14 protein-coding genes are annotated in these 16,756 nt (G+C 56.8%); 3 read left to right on the top strand and 11 right to left on the bottom strand.

From position 1 onward, the window contains the following. Positions 1–100: 100 nt before the first annotated feature. Positions 101–2,863, top strand: a complete 2,763-nt coding sequence (locus tag MWH02_RS18790; RefSeq protein ID WP_271461229.1) for an autotransporter domain-containing protein — start codon at positions 101–103, stop codon at positions 2,861–2,863. Between the two features lie 95 nt (positions 2,864–2,958). Here MWH02_RS18790 and recJ read toward each other — a convergent pair whose 3' ends face one another. The 3 genes from recJ to xerD are packed head-to-tail and all read right to left on the bottom strand — an operon-like array spanning position 2,959 to position 6,322. Continuing rightward, positions 2,959–4,686: a single-stranded-DNA-specific exonuclease RecJ gene (recJ, locus tag MWH02_RS18785; protein WP_271461228.1), complete on the bottom strand. Its 1,728-nt coding sequence runs from the start codon at positions 4,684–4,686 to the stop codon at positions 2,959–2,961. A gap of 6 nt (positions 4,687–4,692) precedes the next feature. Next, positions 4,693–5,406, bottom strand: coding sequence for a bifunctional protein-disulfide isomerase/oxidoreductase DsbC (gene dsbC / locus MWH02_RS18780; protein ID WP_101761962.1), 714 nt, complete (start codon positions 5,404–5,406; stop codon positions 4,693–4,695). A gap of 22 nt (positions 5,407–5,428) precedes the next feature. Then, entirely contained in the window at positions 5,429–6,322 is an 894-nt protein-coding gene (gene xerD, locus MWH02_RS18775) for a site-specific tyrosine recombinase XerD (protein WP_008108233.1), read from the bottom strand. A 100-nt stretch (positions 6,323–6,422) separates the two neighbouring features. Here xerD and fldB point away from each other — a divergent pair, with 100 nt between their 5' ends. Then, complete coding sequence (gene fldB, locus MWH02_RS18770) at positions 6,423–6,941, top strand: flavodoxin FldB (RefSeq protein ID WP_101761960.1); 519 nt, start codon at positions 6,423–6,425, stop codon at positions 6,939–6,941. On the opposite strand, the gene MWH02_RS18765 is transcribed toward fldB, so the two are convergent. Next, complete coding sequence (locus tag MWH02_RS18765) at positions 6,938–7,297, bottom strand: protein YgfX (protein WP_271461227.1); 360 nt, start codon at positions 7,295–7,297, stop codon at positions 6,938–6,940. The two genes, fldB and MWH02_RS18765, sit on opposite strands and share 4 nt — an antisense overlap. Positions 7,298–7,331: 34 nt before the next feature. Next, positions 7,332–7,598 carry an FAD assembly factor SdhE gene (gene sdhE / locus MWH02_RS18760; RefSeq protein WP_101761958.1) on the bottom strand — a complete coding sequence of 89 codons (267 nt, stop codon included), beginning with the start codon at positions 7,596–7,598 and terminating at the stop codon, positions 7,332–7,334. 218 nt (positions 7,599–7,816) lie between these two features. Here sdhE and ygfZ point away from each other — a divergent pair, with 218 nt between their 5' ends. Next, positions 7,817–8,800 carry a tRNA-modifying protein YgfZ gene (gene ygfZ, locus MWH02_RS18755; RefSeq protein ID WP_101761957.1) on the top strand — a complete coding sequence of 328 codons (984 nt, stop codon included), beginning with the start codon at positions 7,817–7,819 and terminating at the stop codon, positions 8,798–8,800. 60 nt (positions 8,801–8,860) lie between these two features. On the opposite strand, the gene trhA is transcribed toward ygfZ, so the two are convergent. The 6 genes from trhA to ubiI form a co-directional block, all read right to left on the bottom strand. Beyond that, complete coding sequence (gene trhA / locus MWH02_RS18750) at positions 8,861–9,514, bottom strand: PAQR family membrane homeostasis protein TrhA (RefSeq protein ID WP_271461226.1); 654 nt, start codon at positions 9,512–9,514, stop codon at positions 8,861–8,863. Between the two features lie 207 nt (positions 9,515–9,721). Then, complete coding sequence (locus tag MWH02_RS18745) at positions 9,722–10,465, bottom strand: SDR family oxidoreductase (RefSeq protein ID WP_271461225.1); 744 nt, start codon at positions 10,463–10,465, stop codon at positions 9,722–9,724. 184 nt (positions 10,466–10,649) lie between these two features. Then, a complete protein-coding gene (gene gcvP / locus MWH02_RS18740) occupies positions 10,650–13,523 on the bottom strand; it encodes an aminomethyl-transferring glycine dehydrogenase (protein WP_210082042.1) in 2,874 nt (957 codons plus the stop codon). Positions 13,524–13,622: 99 nt separating this feature from the next. Further along, positions 13,623–14,009, bottom strand: a complete 387-nt coding sequence (gcvH, locus tag MWH02_RS18735; protein ID WP_101761953.1) for a glycine cleavage system protein GcvH — start codon at positions 14,007–14,009, stop codon at positions 13,623–13,625. A gap of 23 nt (positions 14,010–14,032) precedes the next feature. Continuing rightward, a complete protein-coding gene (gene gcvT / locus MWH02_RS18730) occupies positions 14,033–15,130 on the bottom strand; it encodes a glycine cleavage system aminomethyltransferase GcvT (protein WP_271461224.1) in 1,098 nt (365 codons plus the stop codon). 422 nt (positions 15,131–15,552) lie between these two features. Beyond that, positions 15,553–16,755: an FAD-dependent 2-octaprenylphenol hydroxylase gene (ubiI, locus tag MWH02_RS18725; RefSeq protein ID WP_101761951.1), complete on the bottom strand. Its 1,203-nt coding sequence runs from the start codon at positions 16,753–16,755 to the stop codon at positions 15,553–15,555. Position 16,756: the final 1 nt, after the last annotated feature.

Raw genomic sequence — 16,756 nt, 5'->3', positions numbered from 1 at the left:
ATCGCCAGGAATGCGCAGCTTCGACAGGGAATGACACAGTAATCAGCGCCCGTAAACGTGAGCGGGCACAACATGTCCTGAGAGACATGAAGGAGTATCGATGTTTATTCCCGGTTTGCGCACTTCACCGCGCCTGCTTGCCTTGTTAATGCCTTTGTTACTTACCGCCTGCGGAGGCGGTGGCGGCGGCGGAGGTGGCGGTAGCGCGGCAACCTCGCCCACCACCGGCACGCCTGAGACACCCACGCCAGCTCAGCCCAGCGCTTCAGGCAATGCCAGCAAAGTCGGCATTATTGATTCAGGGTTATCGCCCGATCGCAGTGAAATCAATTACGCCAACGTGCAGTTCACCAGCTACGTCGGCGGCGGCAGTAGTTTGAATGATAATCAGGGCATTAACGGTCACGGCACCGTGGTGGCGCTGACGTTATTAGGCCTGTCGCCGGGCAGCACGCTGTATGTGGCGCAGGCATCGCAGAACAATATCTTTCACTACGACGATACCGCCCGTGCGGTGAGCGGCCTGCTGAGCCAGGGCGTGCGGGTTTTCAATATGTCGTATGCCTCCAACGAGCGCTTAACCTCCGCACAGGCGCTATCCGATGCGCAGCCGCACTATCAGGTGCTGGTGCAAAGCATGCGTGAGATTGCAGCGGCTAACGGTTTGGCGGTGGTGATCACCGGCAATGGCGGCACTGCAACACCGTCCCCTAACGCGCAGCTGCCGCTGATTTATCAGGACAGCGCACTGCAAAAGAATATGCTGGCCGTTACCGGCGTGATGGACAGCACCTCATACGACACGGCGAACCGCGCGGCGTTAACCGGGCCGTTTGATGCCTGTGGTAACGCCGCGGCATGGTGCCTGAGCGCACCGGGATACACCGATTATCGCTTTCAGAACGCCGATGGTACCTGGGTGAATGCGCGCAGCTACGGCACCTCGTTTGCCGCGCCGCGCGCCGCTGCGGCCGCTTCGCAAGTGTTGCAGCGCTTTCCGTGGATGAGCGGCTACAACCTGCAGCAAACGTTGCTGACCACCGCCACTTATCGCAGTGATGCTTACGCAGGCGCTGCGGATAGCGCCAACGGGCGGCCTTACAACAACACCTTCGGCTGGGGCGACCTCAACCAGGCGAAAGCGCTCAACGGTCCGGCAATGTTCTGGGCCAATGATTTTCACGCCAGCCTGGATGCGGGTAGCTATGTCTTCTCGAATGCCATCAGCGGCGATCGTGGCCTGATACTCGACGGCGCCAATAATGGCGGCGTGCTACGGTTAACCGCTAACAACAGTTACCTCGGCCAGACCAGCGTTGCCGCCAATACGTTGCTGATTGAGGGTGCGATTGCTGGCAGTGCCAACGTCAGCGGCAGCGGTACTTTGGGTGGCAGCGGTGTGATTGGCGGCAGCTTACTCAATCAGGGAACGGTCAACGGCGGTTTGCAGGTGCAAGGCGATTACCAGCAACGCAGTAATGGCGTGCTCAATATCGCGTTAAACAGCCCGCTGCTTGTAGCAGGCCACTCTACGCTTGACGGCACGCTGAACCTCGCGCCACCCTCATCAACTTATGTGGTGAAACAGCAGGAAACGCTGCTGACCAGCGATGCGGGCGTTAGCGGCCAGTTCAGTCAGGTCAATACTGGCATTTTTCTCGACGGTTCGGTCAGCTACAACGCTAACAGCGTCACTGGCCAACTGACGCGTAAAAATACCACAGCAGTAGCGGCAGCGCTGGGCATGAACAGCGCCAGCACTCAGCAAACGGCCGCGAATCTGGAGCAGGCGTTTAGCGTAGCGGACAGCTGGCAGCAACAGGGTTCACTGAGCAGTGCGCAGCAGTCAGCGCTGGGCGCAGCAGGAGCGTTTCAGTCGCTGGCAGATGCCCGCAGTGCGCAGGCCGCCATCAATTCACTTTCCGGTCAGGCGCACGCTTCCAGCAACGCGGTACTGTTTAACGCGCTGGATTATCAAAGCCGCCTGTTGAGTAACCGTATCGCCGATGCCAGCGCCGACAATCGTTACGGTTTCTGGCTGGAGAGCGGTCAACTGCGCGGTTCACTGGATCAGGCGGGCTACCTCGGCACCGATTACCGCAACACGCTTACCGCATTGGGCGTGGATAGCGATTTGGGTATTTCTGGTCTGCGTGTGGGCGTGGCCTGGACGCAGAATCAGATCGACTCCACCTACGACCAAACTGGCGGCACCAGCCGTAATCGCCTGCAAGGCGCGATGCTGTATGGCCGCTACGATTTGACGCCAGCATGGTATCTGCAGGGCAATCTCAGCTATCAACATGGTCGCGATGAGTTAAAGCGTCTGGTGTTGCTGGATGAAGCTTCGCCGGTGTCATCGACCACCAGCAGCAACAGCTGGCAGGGGGCGCTGCAAAGCGGCTATCGCTGGACAATTGAGGAGAATTATCGCCTCGAACCCTATCTCGGCTGGCGTGAAACCGGGCTGGATACCGGTGCGTTTGAAGATAAAGGTAGCGCGTTCGGTCTGAGCGGCGACGGCGACAGCTATCGACGCAGCGTCGGTTATAGCGGTTTGAGTATCAGCGCACGGCAGGATTGGTCGGCTGGATTGTGGAGCATGCTGAGTCTGTATGGCGAATATCAGTACGCATTCAACAATCCGTCGATGGATGTCAGCGCGCGCTGGGGCGGATTTGGCGATGACCAGAACCGCTTCATGATTCCCGGTATGCAGCTCGATCGCCGTTCGCAGTGGTTAGGTGTGCGGTTGGATGTGGCGCAGACGTCACGCGCGCGCCTGTTCCTGCGCGCCGATCAGCACTTCGCCGATCGCGGTGACGAAAAAGTGCTGCGCGGCGGTGTGGATGTGAGTTTCTGATAAACGTTTAACCGGTCAACTGAGCGCGATAGATCGCGCCGCTACGGATACGTGCACAGGTAGCGGCGCGATGCATTGCGCGTTTTGGTAGTGAACTACAGCGGCCAAAGGTGATCGATGATCAATTGCACCGAACGATTGCCGCGGTATTCGTTGATATCCAGCTTGTAGGCCAGCTGCACCTGACGCACGCTGCTGTCTGGCCACAACGTGGTATCCACGTTGAAGGCAATCCCATCCAACAGCGGGCCGCCGCCGAGCGGCTCGACCATCACTTTCAAATGACGCTCGCCCACTAACCGCTGTTGTAACAGCTTGAACTTGCCATCGAACACGGGTTCCGGGAATGCCTGGCCCCACGGACCGGCCTCGCGCAGCATTTCGGCAGTATGCAGGGTAAACTCCTGCGCATGCAGTTCGCCGTCCGACCAAATCACGCCCTGCAACGCTTCGCCATCCAGCCACTCATCAATCAACGCGGCAAATCGCGCACGGAACTCCTCGTACTTCGCGGTTTCCAGTGACAATCCGGCTGCCATGGCGTGACCACCAAATTTGATCATTAAGCCAGGGAACAGCGTGTCGAGACGCTCCAGCGCATCGCGCAGATGCAAACCCGCAATTGAGCGGCCCGAACCTTTCAGCGTGCCGTCTCCGGCGGGGGCGAAGGCGATCACCGGGCGATGGAAGCGCTCTTTCAGGCGCGACGCCAGAATCCCCACCACGCCCTGATGCCACTCGGGATGGTAGAACGCCAGTCCAAGCGGCAGATCGGTATGCTGACGCTCCAGCTCATCGCACAGCGCCAGCGCTTCGCTCTTCATGCCCTGCTCAATCTCTTTGCGCGTCTGATTCAGTGCATCGAGTTCATTCGCCAGCATGCGCGCCTGGGAAATATCTTCGGTGAGCAGCAGCGCCACGCCGACCGACATATCATCCAGACGACCGGCAGCATTCAGGCGCGGACCCACGGCAAAACCGAGATCGCTGGCGGCGAGTTGGCGCGCATCGCGGTTGGCAATCTCCAGCAGCGCGCGAATCCCGGCACGGCATTTGCCCGCGCGAATACGGCTCAAACCTTGCCACACCAGAATGCGGTTGTTGGCATCCAGCGGCACCACATCGGCCACGGTGCCCAGCGCCACCAGATCCAGCAGCTCCGCCAGATTTGGCTCGGCTCGGCTCTCACTAAACCAGTTTTGCTGACGCAGGTGCGCACGCAGCGCCAGCATCAGATAGAAGGCCACGCCAACACCCGCCAGCGAACGTGAGGGGAATTCGCTGTCGTTGAGGTTCGGATTAACAATCGCTTCGGCGGCGGGCAAGGTTTCGCCCGGCAAGTGGTGATCGGTAACCAGCACCGGAATGCCGTGCTGATGCGCGGTATTCACTCCGGCATGTGATGAGATGCCGTTATCGACGGTGAGGATCATCTCCGCACCGCGCGCTTTAGCCTGCTCGACCACTTCCGGACTCAAACCGTAGCCATCTTCGAAACGGTTTGGCACCAGATAATCCACATTACCGCCGAGGCTGCGCAGCGCCAGCACGGTTAACGCGGTGCTGGTGGCGCCATCGGCATCGAAATCGCCCACCACCACGATACGTTTGCCCGCCAGCAGCATCTGATGCAGCAACGTTACGGCGGCTTCGATGCCGCCCAGCGTTTGCCACGGCAGCAGGTGTTTAGCGCCGCGTTCCAGTTCCAGCGCCTCTTTCACGCCACGTTGCAGATACAAGCGGCGCAGCAAAGGGGGCAAATCAGCGGGTAAGCTGGCTTCGGTCTCGGCTTCGCGCCGACGCAATTCAACAGAATGAATCACTGTGCGTTAACCGCCACGCTTCTGGCCGTCAAGCACCTGCTTCAGCTCTTGCGGTCCCTGATAGCCAGGAATCATCATGCCGCTATCCGTGAGAATGGCTGGCGTACCCTGAATGCCAAACAGGATGCCGAGTTTGTACTGCTGCTCGATATTGATTTTGCAGGTCGCTGGCGCATCCATCTGCGGAGCATCGCCTTTCATTGCTGCATCGAAAGCTTTGTTACGATCGGCGCTGCACCAGATGGCGCGCATGGCTTTTTCTACCTGACCATTCAGACCTTCACGCGGGAAGGCCAGATAGCGCACGGTGATGCCGAGCGCGTTGTAGTCGGCCATCTGCTCATGCAGCTTGCGGCAGTAGCCGCAGGTGATGTCGGTGAACACGGTGATGACGTGCTGCTCTTTCGGCGCTTTATAGACAATCATGTCTGGCGCCAGCGCAGTAACTTTTTTGTCCAGCAGCTGGTTGGTAACGTTGATCGGCTGGGTGCCGCTGACATCATACAGCGGGCCCTGAATCATGTGCTTGCCGTCTTCGGAGACGTAAAGCACGCCGCTTTCGGTCAGCACCGTTTTAATACCCGGCAGCGGGGACGGCTGGATTTCAGCCTGCTGCAATCCCAGTTTTTTCAGCGTTTGCTGAATAGCGTTGTCATCGGCATGCGCCAATCCAGTGAATGCACTGACCAGCAGAGCCAGCATCGTTAGCTGCTTTTTCATCTTAAATCCTTGTTACCGCATCTCAAGCGCGCGGATGATGCTGTTGATGTAACAGACGCAGGCGCTCAGTGGCGACGTGCGTATAAATTTGGGTGGTCGAGAGGTCGCTGTGGCCCAGCAACATCTGTACGACGCGTAAATCGGCGCCGTGGTTCAGTAAATGTGTGGCAAATGCGTGGCGCAGCACGTGCGGCGACAGCTTTTCGCTATCGATACCGGCAAGGGTCGCATAGTGTTTAATGCGATGCCAGAAGGTCTGCCGCGTCATTTGCTGCGCGCGTTGGCTGGGAAACATCACGTCCAGCGTTTGCCCGTTGAGCAGCCACGGCCGACCATGTTCCATATAGTATTCAATCCAGTAAACCGCTTCTTCACCTAACGGCACAAGACGCTCTTTGTTGCCTTTACCGATTACGCGCACCACGCCCTGACGCAGGCTGATATCGCTGATGGTCAAACCCACCAACTCCGTTACGCGTAAACCGGTGGCGTACAGCAGCTCCAGCATCGCCTTGTCGCGCAGTTCGAGCGGCACATCAATGCTCGGTGCCTGTAGCAAGCGTTCGACCTGGTTTTCACTGAGATCTTTCGGCAGACGCTGCGGCAGTTTCGGTGCCGACAGCAGCGCGCTGGGATCGTCGCTGCGCACTTTTTCCCGATAGAGATATTGGCACAAGCGGCGAATGGCGCTGAGGGTGCGCGCCGAGCTGGTGGCTTTGTAGCCGCCCTCAACGCGTTCGGCAAGAAACTGCTGCAAATCAAGCGCTTCAAGCGTTAATAGCGTGCGATCATGGTGATGCAGCCAGCCGGTGAGCGTTTGCAGATCCTGCCGGTAAGAGGCGAGCGTGTTCTGCGCCAGATTACGCTCAATCCAAAGCGCATCCAGAAACTGTTCGATCAGATCGCTGTCCTGCACTGTACTCTCCGCCCGTGTGAAATCGTGCTCATTATGCCTGAAAGTAGCCTGCTTCTGGTACAATTGCCCCCGAGTCAGGTTCAGACAGAGCATTAATTACATGAATATTGGTTTGTTTTATGGTTCGAGCACCTGTTACACCGAGATGACGGCGGAGAAGATTCGCGACTTTATCGGTGAAGAATTAGTCACGCTGCACAATTTGAAAGATGACGATCCGTCGCTGATGGAGCAGTACGATTTGCTGATCCTCGGCATTCCGACGTGGGATTTCGGTGAGTTACAGGAAGATTGGGAAGCGATTTGGCCACAGATTCCGGCGCTGAATTTGCGCGGAAAAATCGTGGCGCTGTACGGCATGGGCGATCAGGGCGAATACGCCGAATGGTTCCTTGATGCGCTGGGCATGCTGCACGAACTGCTGCAGCCGATGGGCGTGCAGTTTGTGGGTTACTGGCCGCTGGAAGGCTATGAGTTCACCAGCAAAAAACCGCTGACCGCCGATGGCACGCAGTTTGTCGGTTTGGCGCTCGACGATGTTAACCAGTTCGAACAGAGCGATGAGCGCATTGAGCAGTGGTGCGAACAGATTCTGACGGAAACCGCAGCGCTGCTTTAAGGCAGCGTTTGACCATCCCTTAGAAAACAGCAGGCGCGCAGCGTGCGCCATTCACCGGGCGGCAGGTTGTCATGCATTAACCATAGCCGCCAGCGTTTTCCCTGCTGATTACGCAGCACCAGCAAAACGCCATACGGCAACCAATCCGCCTTACGTTCCGCTCGCCAGCGCACGCCGCGCCACAGCCAATTGCCCTTCACGTCCAGCCCCAAATGACCTACGCGCTGTACCAGACGGCGCTCGTTACGCCAGCACTCCGCCAGCAGCAGCACTAACACCGGCGCTTTGCTCCACGCCCACGCGTCAGGCCACTCCAGCGCCAGCAGCAAACCGGTGCACAGTAGAGAAAGCGTCACATTCAGTGCGCGCGCACTGCGTGACGCTCGCAGATCACATTGCCACCGGACCGCGTTCACGGTTGCGCTGCTGAATCAGTTTCACCATACGTTTGAACTCGGGATCAACCGGTTCACCGTGATTCATCAACCAGTTGAACAGATCGGGATCGTCACTCTTTAGTAGCGCGATAAAAACCTGCTTATCGGTGTCGTTCAGCGAATCATATTCAAATTTGAAAAACGGCATGATAGCCATATCCAGCTCCAGCATGCCGCGACGGCATGCCCATTGGACGCGGGCTTTGTCGTTAATTTCCATGTCTCAGGTTCCATGACTAAAAACAGTGGGGCTCAGTGTACCTGCTTTTTTTTCTCGCTGCAGGCGCTGTGCTTAAGCCTGTGCAATACCTCGGCGTTACATCCCCCAGTTTGCAATGGGTATCACGCGATTTGTGCGCCATATTCAGTAAACAGGTTGCAAAGCCGCACTGCTCTTTTACCATTGCAACCTATTACCTCATTAATCAGGAAAGAGACATGTCGATTTTTACCCTTCCACCTCGCCAGCCTGCTGCATCGTCACGCCTGCCTTTAACCCTGATTTCGCTCGACGAATGGGCGCTGGTTAAGGTGCAAGGCAACGACAGCACGTCTTATCTGCAAGGTCAGTTGACGCTGGATGTCGCGGCGATGGGCGAGACGCAGCATCGTCCCGCCGCGCACTGCGATGCCAAAGGCAAAATGTGGAGCAACATTCGTCTGTTCCATCGCAGCGAAGGTTACGCTTACGTGGTGCGTCGCAACCTGCGTGAGCAGCAGCTAACCGAACTGAAGAAATACGCGGTGTTCGCCAAAGTCACCATCGTCGCTGACGATGAAGCGGTGCTGCTCGGCGTTGCCGGTTTCCAGGCGCGCGCCGCGCTGGCAGGCGTATTCAGCACACTGCCGGATGCCGAAACGCCGGTAGTACAGCAAGGTGAGAGCACGCTTTTGTGGTTTGATCAGCCAGCCGAACGTTTCCTGCTGGTGACCACGCCAGAACAGGCGAATGCGTTGAAAGAGAAACTGGCGGGAGAAGCGCAGTTCAACGACAGCCTGCAATGGCTGGCGCTGGATATTGAAGCGGGCATTCCGGTGATTGAAAGCGCCACCAGCGCGCAGTTGATTCCACAAGCCACTAACCTACAGGCGCTGGATGCCATCAGCTTCAAAAAAGGGTGTTACACCGGCCAGGAAATGGTGGCACGCGCCAAATTCCGCGGTGCGAACAAACGCGCACTCTATTGGCTGGCAGGTAAAGCCAGCAAAGTGCCGGAGGTTGGCGGTTCGATGGAGCTGCAGATGGGCGATAAATGGCGTCGCACCGGCACCGTATTGAGCGGCGTGCAGCTGGATGACGGCAGCGTTTGGGTACAGGTGGTGATGAATAATGATTTGGAGCCAGATAGCGTATTGCGCGTGGAAGGCGACGAAAGTGGCAAATTGACCATTCAGCCGCTGCCGTATTCATTAACCGAATAATTGCGGGCCGGGTCCGTACTAAACACGTAAGGTCGCCATTTTCGGCGACCTGGATTGAGCTTACATCACGTAAAAATAAATCGCGCAGAAGTGCAACACGCTGCCGCCGAGCACAAAACCGTGCCAGATGGCGTGACTGTAAGGAATACGGCGCGAGACGTAGAATATCACTCCTAGCGAATAGACAATGCCACCGGCAGCCAGCAGCCAAATCCCGCCCGGCGACAGTTTGATCGCCAGCTGATAAATCACCACCAGCGACAACCATCCCATACCGAGATAGGTCACCAGCGACAGCGCTTCAAAGCGGTGGGCAAAGGCGATTTTAAACAGAATACCTACCAGCGCCAGGCTCCAGATCACCACCATTAAGCCTTGTGCCAGCGGCGAATTGAGCCCCACCAGCAAGAACGGCGTGTAAGTGCCAGCAATCAACAGATAAATGGCGCAGTGGTCAAATTTCTTCAGCCAGTATTTGGCTTTTTGATGGGGAATGGCGTGATACAGCGTTGAGGCGAGATAGAGCAGAATGATGCTGCCGCCGTACAGGCTGTAACTGGTTATCGCGGTAACGTTAGCTTGGGATTCAACGGCTTGTGTCAACATTAACGCCAGGCCGATGATGCCGAAAATGCAGCCAATTCCGTGGCTGATACTATTGGCGATCTCTTCTGCCAATGAGTAGCCCTGAGCAATAACTGGGGTTTGTACCATGAGGTGATTCCTGAACAACGGAAAAAGCGAGTGTGCTATTTCTGAGCAACCAGAGTAACCGGGATAATTTTCAGAGTACACATGTACGCTAAAATAAATCTGTGAGTGGGTGTGACAGGCGAGGGTTTGAATGAATCGGTCGCCATGCATGGCGACACTCCGCACGGATACTGTTTTATGGGGTCGGTATTGATACCGGCTTGGTGATTATCGTCCGCCAGCCGCATCGATAAAGGTGCCCGTCACGTATGACGCGGCATCGCTCGCTAGCCAGGCAATTGCTGCAGCAATCTCTTCTGCCTGGCCGCCGCGTCCCATTGGCAATGTGCTCGCCAGGCGATCGACCCGACCCGGCTCGCCGCCATCGGCGTGCATGTCGGTATAAATAAGGCCAGGACGCACGCTGTTGACGCGAATGCCTTGCGATGCCACTGCCAGCGACACCCCTTTAGTCAGCGTATCCATCGCCCCTTTTGAGGCGGCGTAATCCACATATTCGCCTGGCGCACCGAGACGTGACGCAGCGGATGACACATTGACGATGGCGCCCCCTTTGCCGCCATGATGCGTGCCCATGCGTTTTACCGCCTCACGACAGCAGATGAACGTGCCGGTGACATTGGTGGCGAACACGCGCTGAATACGTTCGGCATCCAGATCTTCCACCCGACATTGGGTAAACAAAATACCGGCATTATTCACCAGCACTCGCAGCACGCCCTCTTGCTGGTCCAATTCGGCAAACATACGTATGACCTGCGCTTCATCGCCAATATCGGCCTGCAGCGCAAACGCACTGCCGCCCTGCGCTTCAATCTCTGCCACCACGCTTGCCGCTTCGGCTGCACGCTGACGATAGTTGATCGCCACGCGATAACCCGCCTGCGCCAGCGATAGTGCGATTGCGCGTCCAATGCCGCGACTACCGCCGGTAATCAAAGCCAGATCCATTTTTGCCTCCACAAAAAAGGCCGAACAATCGGCCCTTTCATAAATATCACCCACAACTTTAGCCTAAATAATTTGAGATACAGCAAGGCGGCAAGTTCATTCATCCCCGGGAGCTTACATCAGTAAGTGACCGGGGTGAATGAGCGCAGCCAACGCCGCTGTGGCTCAAAGTATGACGGCTAAATTATTGGTATTCGCTCATTGGTACACACGAACAGAAGACATTGCGATCGCCAAATACATCATCCAGACGTTTCACCGTCGGCCAGTATTTGTTAGCGCTACCGGCCGGGAATACGGCCAGCTCACGGGTATACGGATGCGCCCAGTCGCCGACGATTTCTGTCTGCGTGTGCGGTGCGTTCACCAGCGGGTTATCTTCCAGCGGCCATTCGCCATCGGCAACGCGATCGATTTCCATGCGAATAGCCAGCATCGCATCGATAAAGCGATCCAGCTCGATTTTGCTTTCCGATTCCGTGGGTTCAACCATCAGCGTTCCCGCAACCGGGAATGACATCGTTGGTGCGTGGAACCCGTAATCGATCAGACGTTTAGCAATATCCAGCTCGCTGATACCGGTCTGCTCTTTCAGCGGACGAATGTCGAGAATACATTCGTGCGCCACGCGGCCATCGCGGCCGGCATACAGAATCGGATAGGCCGATTGCAGACGGCTGGCAATGTAGTTGGCGTTCAGGATCGCCACCGAACTCGCTTGCTTCAGACCTTCTGCGCCCATCATACGGATATACATCCAGCTGATTGGCAAAATCGATGCGCTACCAAACGGTGCGGCAGATACCGCGCCCTGCTGTGTCAGCACGCCATCAATTTGCACCACGCTGTGACCTGGCACGAACGGTGCAAGATGCGCTTTCACGCCGATTGGGCCCATACCCGGACCGCCACCGCCGTGCGGGATACAGAAGGTTTTGTGCAGATTAAGGTGCGATACATCCGCGCCGATGTAACCTGGCGTGGTGATACCGACCTGCGCATTCATGTTGGCGCCGTCGAGATATACCTGGCCGCCGTGCTGATGCACGATCTGGCACACCTCGCGGATGGTTTCTTCATAAACGCCGTGTGTTGACGGATAGGTCACCATGATGCACGACAGCTGCTCACCCACCTGCGCGGCTTTCTCACGCAGATCGCCAAGATCGATGTTGCCTTGTTTATCACACGCCACCACCACAACTGACATGCCCGCCATCTGCGCCGATGCCGGATTGGTGCCGTGCGCCGAGCTTGGGATCAGGCAAACATTACGGCCGCCTTCGTTACGACTTTCGTGGTAACGACGAATCGCCAGCAGGCCGGCGTATTCGCCCTGCGCACCTGAGTTGGGCTGCATGCACAGCGCATCGTAGCCAGTCAACTGCACCAGCCATTGCGACAGCTGGCCAATCATCTGCAGATAACCCGACGCCTGCTCAGCCGGGCAGAATGGATGCAGTTCGGCAAATTCCGGCCAGGTGATTGGAATCATCTCCGCCGCGGCGTTAAGTTTCATGGTGCACGAACCGAGTGGGATCATCGCCTGGTTCAGCGCCAGATCCTTTTTCTCAAGGCTGTGCATGTAGCGCATCATCTCAGTTTCGCTGTGATGACGATTGAACACCGGGTGCGTCAGGAAGGCGCTTTCACGCACCTGACCAGCCGGAATCGCACTGTTTTCCGCAGCAACGGCGGCATCCAACGCATCAATGTCCTGACCGTGCGCATCGCCCAACAGAATGGCGAACAGCGCCAGCACATCTTCACGGGCGGTGGTTTCATCCAGCGTAATGCCAACCGCATTGTGGATATCGCTGCGCAGGTTGACGCCGAAGCTCTGCGCGCGGTTCAGCACCGCCGCTTTATCGGCCACTTCAACCGTCAGCGTATCGAACCAGCTGTTGTGGCGCAGCTTCAGGCCACCGTTTTGCAGGCCCGCGGCCAGAATGCTGGTCAGACGGTGAATACGTGAGGCAATGCGTTTCAGGCCAACCGGACCGTGATACACCGCGTAGAGACCGGCGATATTCGCCAGCAGCACCTGCGATGTACAGATGTTGGAGTTGGCTTTCTCACGACGAATATGTTGCTCGCGGGTTTGCATCGCCATACGCAGCGCGGTGTTCCCGGCGGCATCGCGCGATACACCAATAATGCGACCAGGCATCGAGCGTTTGTGCTCGTCGCGGCTGGCGAAGAACGCGGCGTGTGGTCCGCCGTAACCCATCGGCACGCCGAAACGCTGGGCAGAACCAAAGACGATATCTGCGCCCTGCTTGCCTGGCGCCTCTAGCTGCACCAGCGCCATGAAATCTGCGGCTACGCTCACCACCACTTTGCGGCTTTTCAGCTCGGCAATCAGTGAGCGGTAATCGTGCACTTCACCGTGCGTACCCACCTGTTGCAGCAACACGCCGAACAGATCATCGTGATCCAGCGCCTTGTCAGCACGATCAATAATCAGTTCAAAACCAAAGGTTTCTGCGCGGGTGCGCACCACATCCAGCGTCTGTGGATGGATGTCATCGGCGATGAAGAATTTGGTGGCGGTTTTCAGTTTGCTAACGCGCCTGGCCATCGCCATTGCTTCGGCAGCAGCGGTCGCTTCGTCCAACAGTGACGCGGAAGCGATGTCCAGACCGGTCAGATCCAGCGTCAGAGTTTGGAAGTTGAGCAGCGCCTCAAGACGGCCCTGCGACACTTCTGGCTGATACGGCGTATACGCGGTGTACCAGCCTGGATTTTCCAGCATATTGCGCAGGATGACGGGCGGCGTGATCACCGCGCTGTAGCCCATGCCGATCCAGGATTTATAGCGTTGGTTCTGACTGGCAATGGCTTTCAGCTCTGCCAGCGCTTGCTGCTCGGTCGCCGCAATGCCTACTGCAGGCGGGCCTGGCAGTTGGATGTCGGCAGGCACAATAGAACTGATCAATGAGGAGAGCGAACTGGCACCAATCGCTTCCAGCATTAAGGCCTGTTGTTCCGGCGTAGGACCGATGTGGCGCTCAATGAAAGCACCGTTGTGTTCAAGCTGGCTGAGAGTCTGGGTCATTTGCAGTAAATCCTGAATCGGGCTGGGTTACAAAAATGGCGTTAAATCAGGCAGATAAAAAAGAAGGTGACGCAGCGCGCCACCTTCTGCCACTACCGGTTACTCGTCGATTGCGGCTTTATAGGCATCGGCATCCAGCATCGCGTCGAGTTCTGATTCGTCGCTGGCTTTGATGCGGAACAGCCAACCATCGGCGTACGGCGCGCTGTTCACAAGCTCTGGCGAATCGCCCAGATTGTCGTTCACCGCCACAATCTCACCGCTCAGTGGCGCGTAGATGTCTGAAGCCGCTTTTACCGACTCCGCAACGGCGCAGTCATCACCGGCCGAGAAGGTGGCACCGACGTCTGGCAGATCGACAAACACCATATCGCCCAGCAGTTCCTGTGCGTGTTCGGTGATACCCACAGTGAAGGTGCCGTCGGCTTCTTTACGGACCCATTCGTGGCTATCGCGGTATTTCAATTCATTTGGCACATTGCTCATTGGCCATTTCTCCTGAAAAAAAATTACTGGGCAACCGGCTTACCGGCGCGAACAAAAATCGGTTTGGTGACTTTCACTGGCATTTCACGGTTGCGGATTTCCACAATCGCCTGCTCACCAATGCCGGCTGGCACACGCGCCAGCGCGATGCTGTAACCCAAGGTTGGTGAGAAGGAACCACTGGTAATAATACCTTGCTGCGGCTGACCTTGTTGATCGGTGAAGCGCACCGTTAACCCGTTACGCAGCACCCCTTTTTCGGTCATCACCAGGCCAACCAGCTTTTCGGTTCCGTGCTCGCGCTGCGCTTGCAGGGCATCACGGCCAATGAAATCGCGATCGGCAGGTTCCCAACTGATGGTCCAGCCCATATTGGCGGCGAGCGGCGAAACGCCCTCATCCATCTCCTGACCGTACAGGTTCATGCCCGCTTCCAGACGCAGCGTGTCACGCGCACCGAGTCCAGCCGGTTTAACGCCTGCGGCCAACAGCTGCTGCCAGAAAGCGGCGGCTTCAGTCGCTGGCATGGCAATCTCATAACCCGCTTCGCCGGTGTAGCCGGTGGTAGCGATAAACAGGTTTTCGGCCTGCACGCCAAAGAAGGGTTTCATGCCGGCAACGGCATCACGCTGAGCGGCGCTCAACAGCGTTTGTGCTTTCTGCTGCGCGTTTGGACCTTGCACCGCAATCAGCGCCAGATCGTCACGTTCGGTCAGCTCAACGCCAAACGGCTGCGCATGCTGTTTAATCCAGGCTAAATCTTTCTCTCGCGTAGCGGAGTTCACCACCAGACGGAAGAAATCTTCGCTCATAAAGTAAACAATCAAATCATCAATGACGCCAGCAGAGGCATTCAACATGCCGGTATACAGGGCTTTGCCCGGCTGGGTCAGCTTGGCGACATCGTTTGCCAGCAGATAGCGCAGGAATTCGCGGGTGCGTGCGCCGTGCAGATCGACGATGGTCATGTGGGAAACATCAAACATGCCGGCATCGTTACGCACCGCGTGATGCTCATCCATTTGCGAGCCGTAATGCAGCGGCATCATCCAGCCGTGGAAGTCCACCATGCGTGCACCGCATGCCTGATGCTGTTCGAATAGAGGCGTTTGCTGAGTCATAACCATCCTGTAAAGACAAGTGAGTGTGACGCGCCTGCGTCGCCTAATGAGGCTGACGCAAACGTTCTCTTTGTGCTGAAGTTATCACCTAATGTGGCAATTAACCATGAGGAAAACGAGGGCGAAACACTACCACCTTTCATCAAATCATCGAACAGCGCCCAGCATAAATCACTGCATTATTGTGATTAGCCTCGCACAAAATACGACTAAATTACTTTCATGCAGCAAATTGAGGGAATACACGCCACAGGATTAAGAAATGGTCCGGCATGCGCAGGGCTATGACATGAATTAATCTAATGCGAATTAAGGCGTCAAATTAGAATAAATCAAACGAGGCGCGATTGCGGTGCATCGCTGCATCATTGGGGTGCAGCAAAGAAAAACGGCGCCCAATGGGGCGCCGTTTGCTAAGATGATTAGCGTATCCATCTGGGTAGATCGTTAAGCCCCATCGCCTGTTTCAGCATCAGCGGTTTAACGCCAGGTAACGTGTCGGCGAGCTTGAGGCCAACATCACGCAGCAGCTTTTTCGCGGGGTGGGTGCCAGCAAACAGCTCGCGGAAACCCTGCATCCCCGCCAGCATCATCGCCGCACTGTGCTTGCGGCTGCGCTCATAGCGACGCAGATAGAGATGCTGACCAATGTCTTTGCCTTCCTGATGCAATCGACGAATTTCACCAATTAATTCAGCCGCATCCATAAAGCCGAGATTTACGCCCTGCCCGGCCAGCGGATGGATGGTGTGGGCGGCATCGCCGACCAGCGCCAAACGGTGCGCGGCAAAGTTACGCGCATAACGTGCCGTCAACGGGAAGGTTTTACGTTCACTCTCGACCTGACACAAGCCAAGACGCATATCAAACGCCACCGACAGCTGCTGATTAAATAGCGCTTCCGGCATCGATTGCAGGCGTGCCGCTTCCTGTGGCGCGAGCGACCAGACGATCGAGCATAAGTGTGGATCCTGCATCGGCAGGAACGCCAGAATACCGTCGCCGTGAAACACCTGACGCGCAATTGCATCATGCGGCATATCGGTGCGGATGTTCGCCACCAGCGCGTGATGCTCGTAATCCCAGAAAGTCAGCGGAATATCCGCTTTATCGCGCAGCCACGAATTCGCGCCGTCTGCCGCCACCAGCAAACGTGCGCTCATCATGCTGCCATCCTGCAACGTAATGAAGGCTTCGTTGTCGCCAAACGCTACTTGCTGCAGCTGCGCCGGGGCAAACAGCGTGATATCGCTGCTCTGACTGGCACGCTGCCACAACGCGCTATGAATCACTTCGTTTTCAATAATATGGCCAAGATGCGATAAACCCTGCTGCTCGTCATCAAAGCTGATTGAGCCAAAGCTGTCCTGATCCCACACTTCCATGCCGTGATAGGCGCTGGCGCGCAGCGCCAGGATGCTCGACCAGACATCGAGCTTTTGCAGCAGACGTTCACTGGCAGCGTTGATGGCGGAGACGCGAATCGACGCATTGGCCGCCGGATCAAACTGTGGCTCGGGTGCTTTTTCCAGCACGGCAACGCGTAAGCCGCTGCCTTGAAGTCCGCAGGCGACGGCCAAACCCACCATGCCGCCTCCGGCAATTGCCACATCAAAAGTTTGCATT

This window comes from Pantoea leporis, assembly GCF_028048155.1.
Taxonomy (GTDB): Bacteria; Pseudomonadota; Gammaproteobacteria; order Enterobacterales; family Enterobacteriaceae; genus Pantoea; species Pantoea leporis.
Note: the sequence above shows the minus strand (reverse complement) of the source record. Positions and strands in the feature narration are given on the sequence as shown.

Bases quoted from the DNA above. Each gene is read 5' to 3' on its own strand.
- fldB (WP_101761960.1), top strand. From the start codon at position 6,423: ATGAATATTGGTTTGTTTTATGGTTCGAGCACCTGTTACACCGAGATG.
- sdhE (WP_101761958.1), bottom strand. From the start codon at position 7,598: ATGGAAATTAACGACAAAGCCCGCGTCCAATGGGCATGCCGTCGCGGC.
- gcvT (WP_271461224.1), bottom strand. From the start codon at position 15,130: ATGACTCAGCAAACGCCTCTATTCGAACAGCATCAGGCATGCGGTGCA.
- ygfZ (WP_101761957.1), top strand. From the start codon at position 7,817: ATGTCGATTTTTACCCTTCCACCTCGCCAGCCTGCTGCATCGTCACGC.
- gcvP (WP_210082042.1), bottom strand. From the start codon at position 13,523: ATGACCCAGACTCTCAGCCAGCTTGAACACAACGGTGCTTTCATTGAG.
- ubiI (WP_101761951.1), bottom strand. From the start codon at position 16,755: ATGCAAACTTTTGATGTGGCAATTGCCGGAGGCGGCATGGTGGGTTTG.
- MWH02_RS18745 (WP_271461225.1), bottom strand. From the start codon at position 10,465: ATGGATCTGGCTTTGATTACCGGCGGTAGTCGCGGCATTGGACGCGCA.
- gcvH (WP_101761953.1), bottom strand. From the start codon at position 14,009: ATGAGCAATGTGCCAAATGAATTGAAATACCGCGATAGCCACGAATGG.
- dsbC (WP_101761962.1), bottom strand. From the start codon at position 5,406: ATGAAAAAGCAGCTAACGATGCTGGCTCTGCTGGTCAGTGCATTCACT.
- MWH02_RS18790 (WP_271461229.1), top strand. From the start codon at position 101: ATGTTTATTCCCGGTTTGCGCACTTCACCGCGCCTGCTTGCCTTGTTA.
- trhA (WP_271461226.1), bottom strand. From the start codon at position 9,514: ATGGTACAAACCCCAGTTATTGCTCAGGGCTACTCATTGGCAGAAGAG.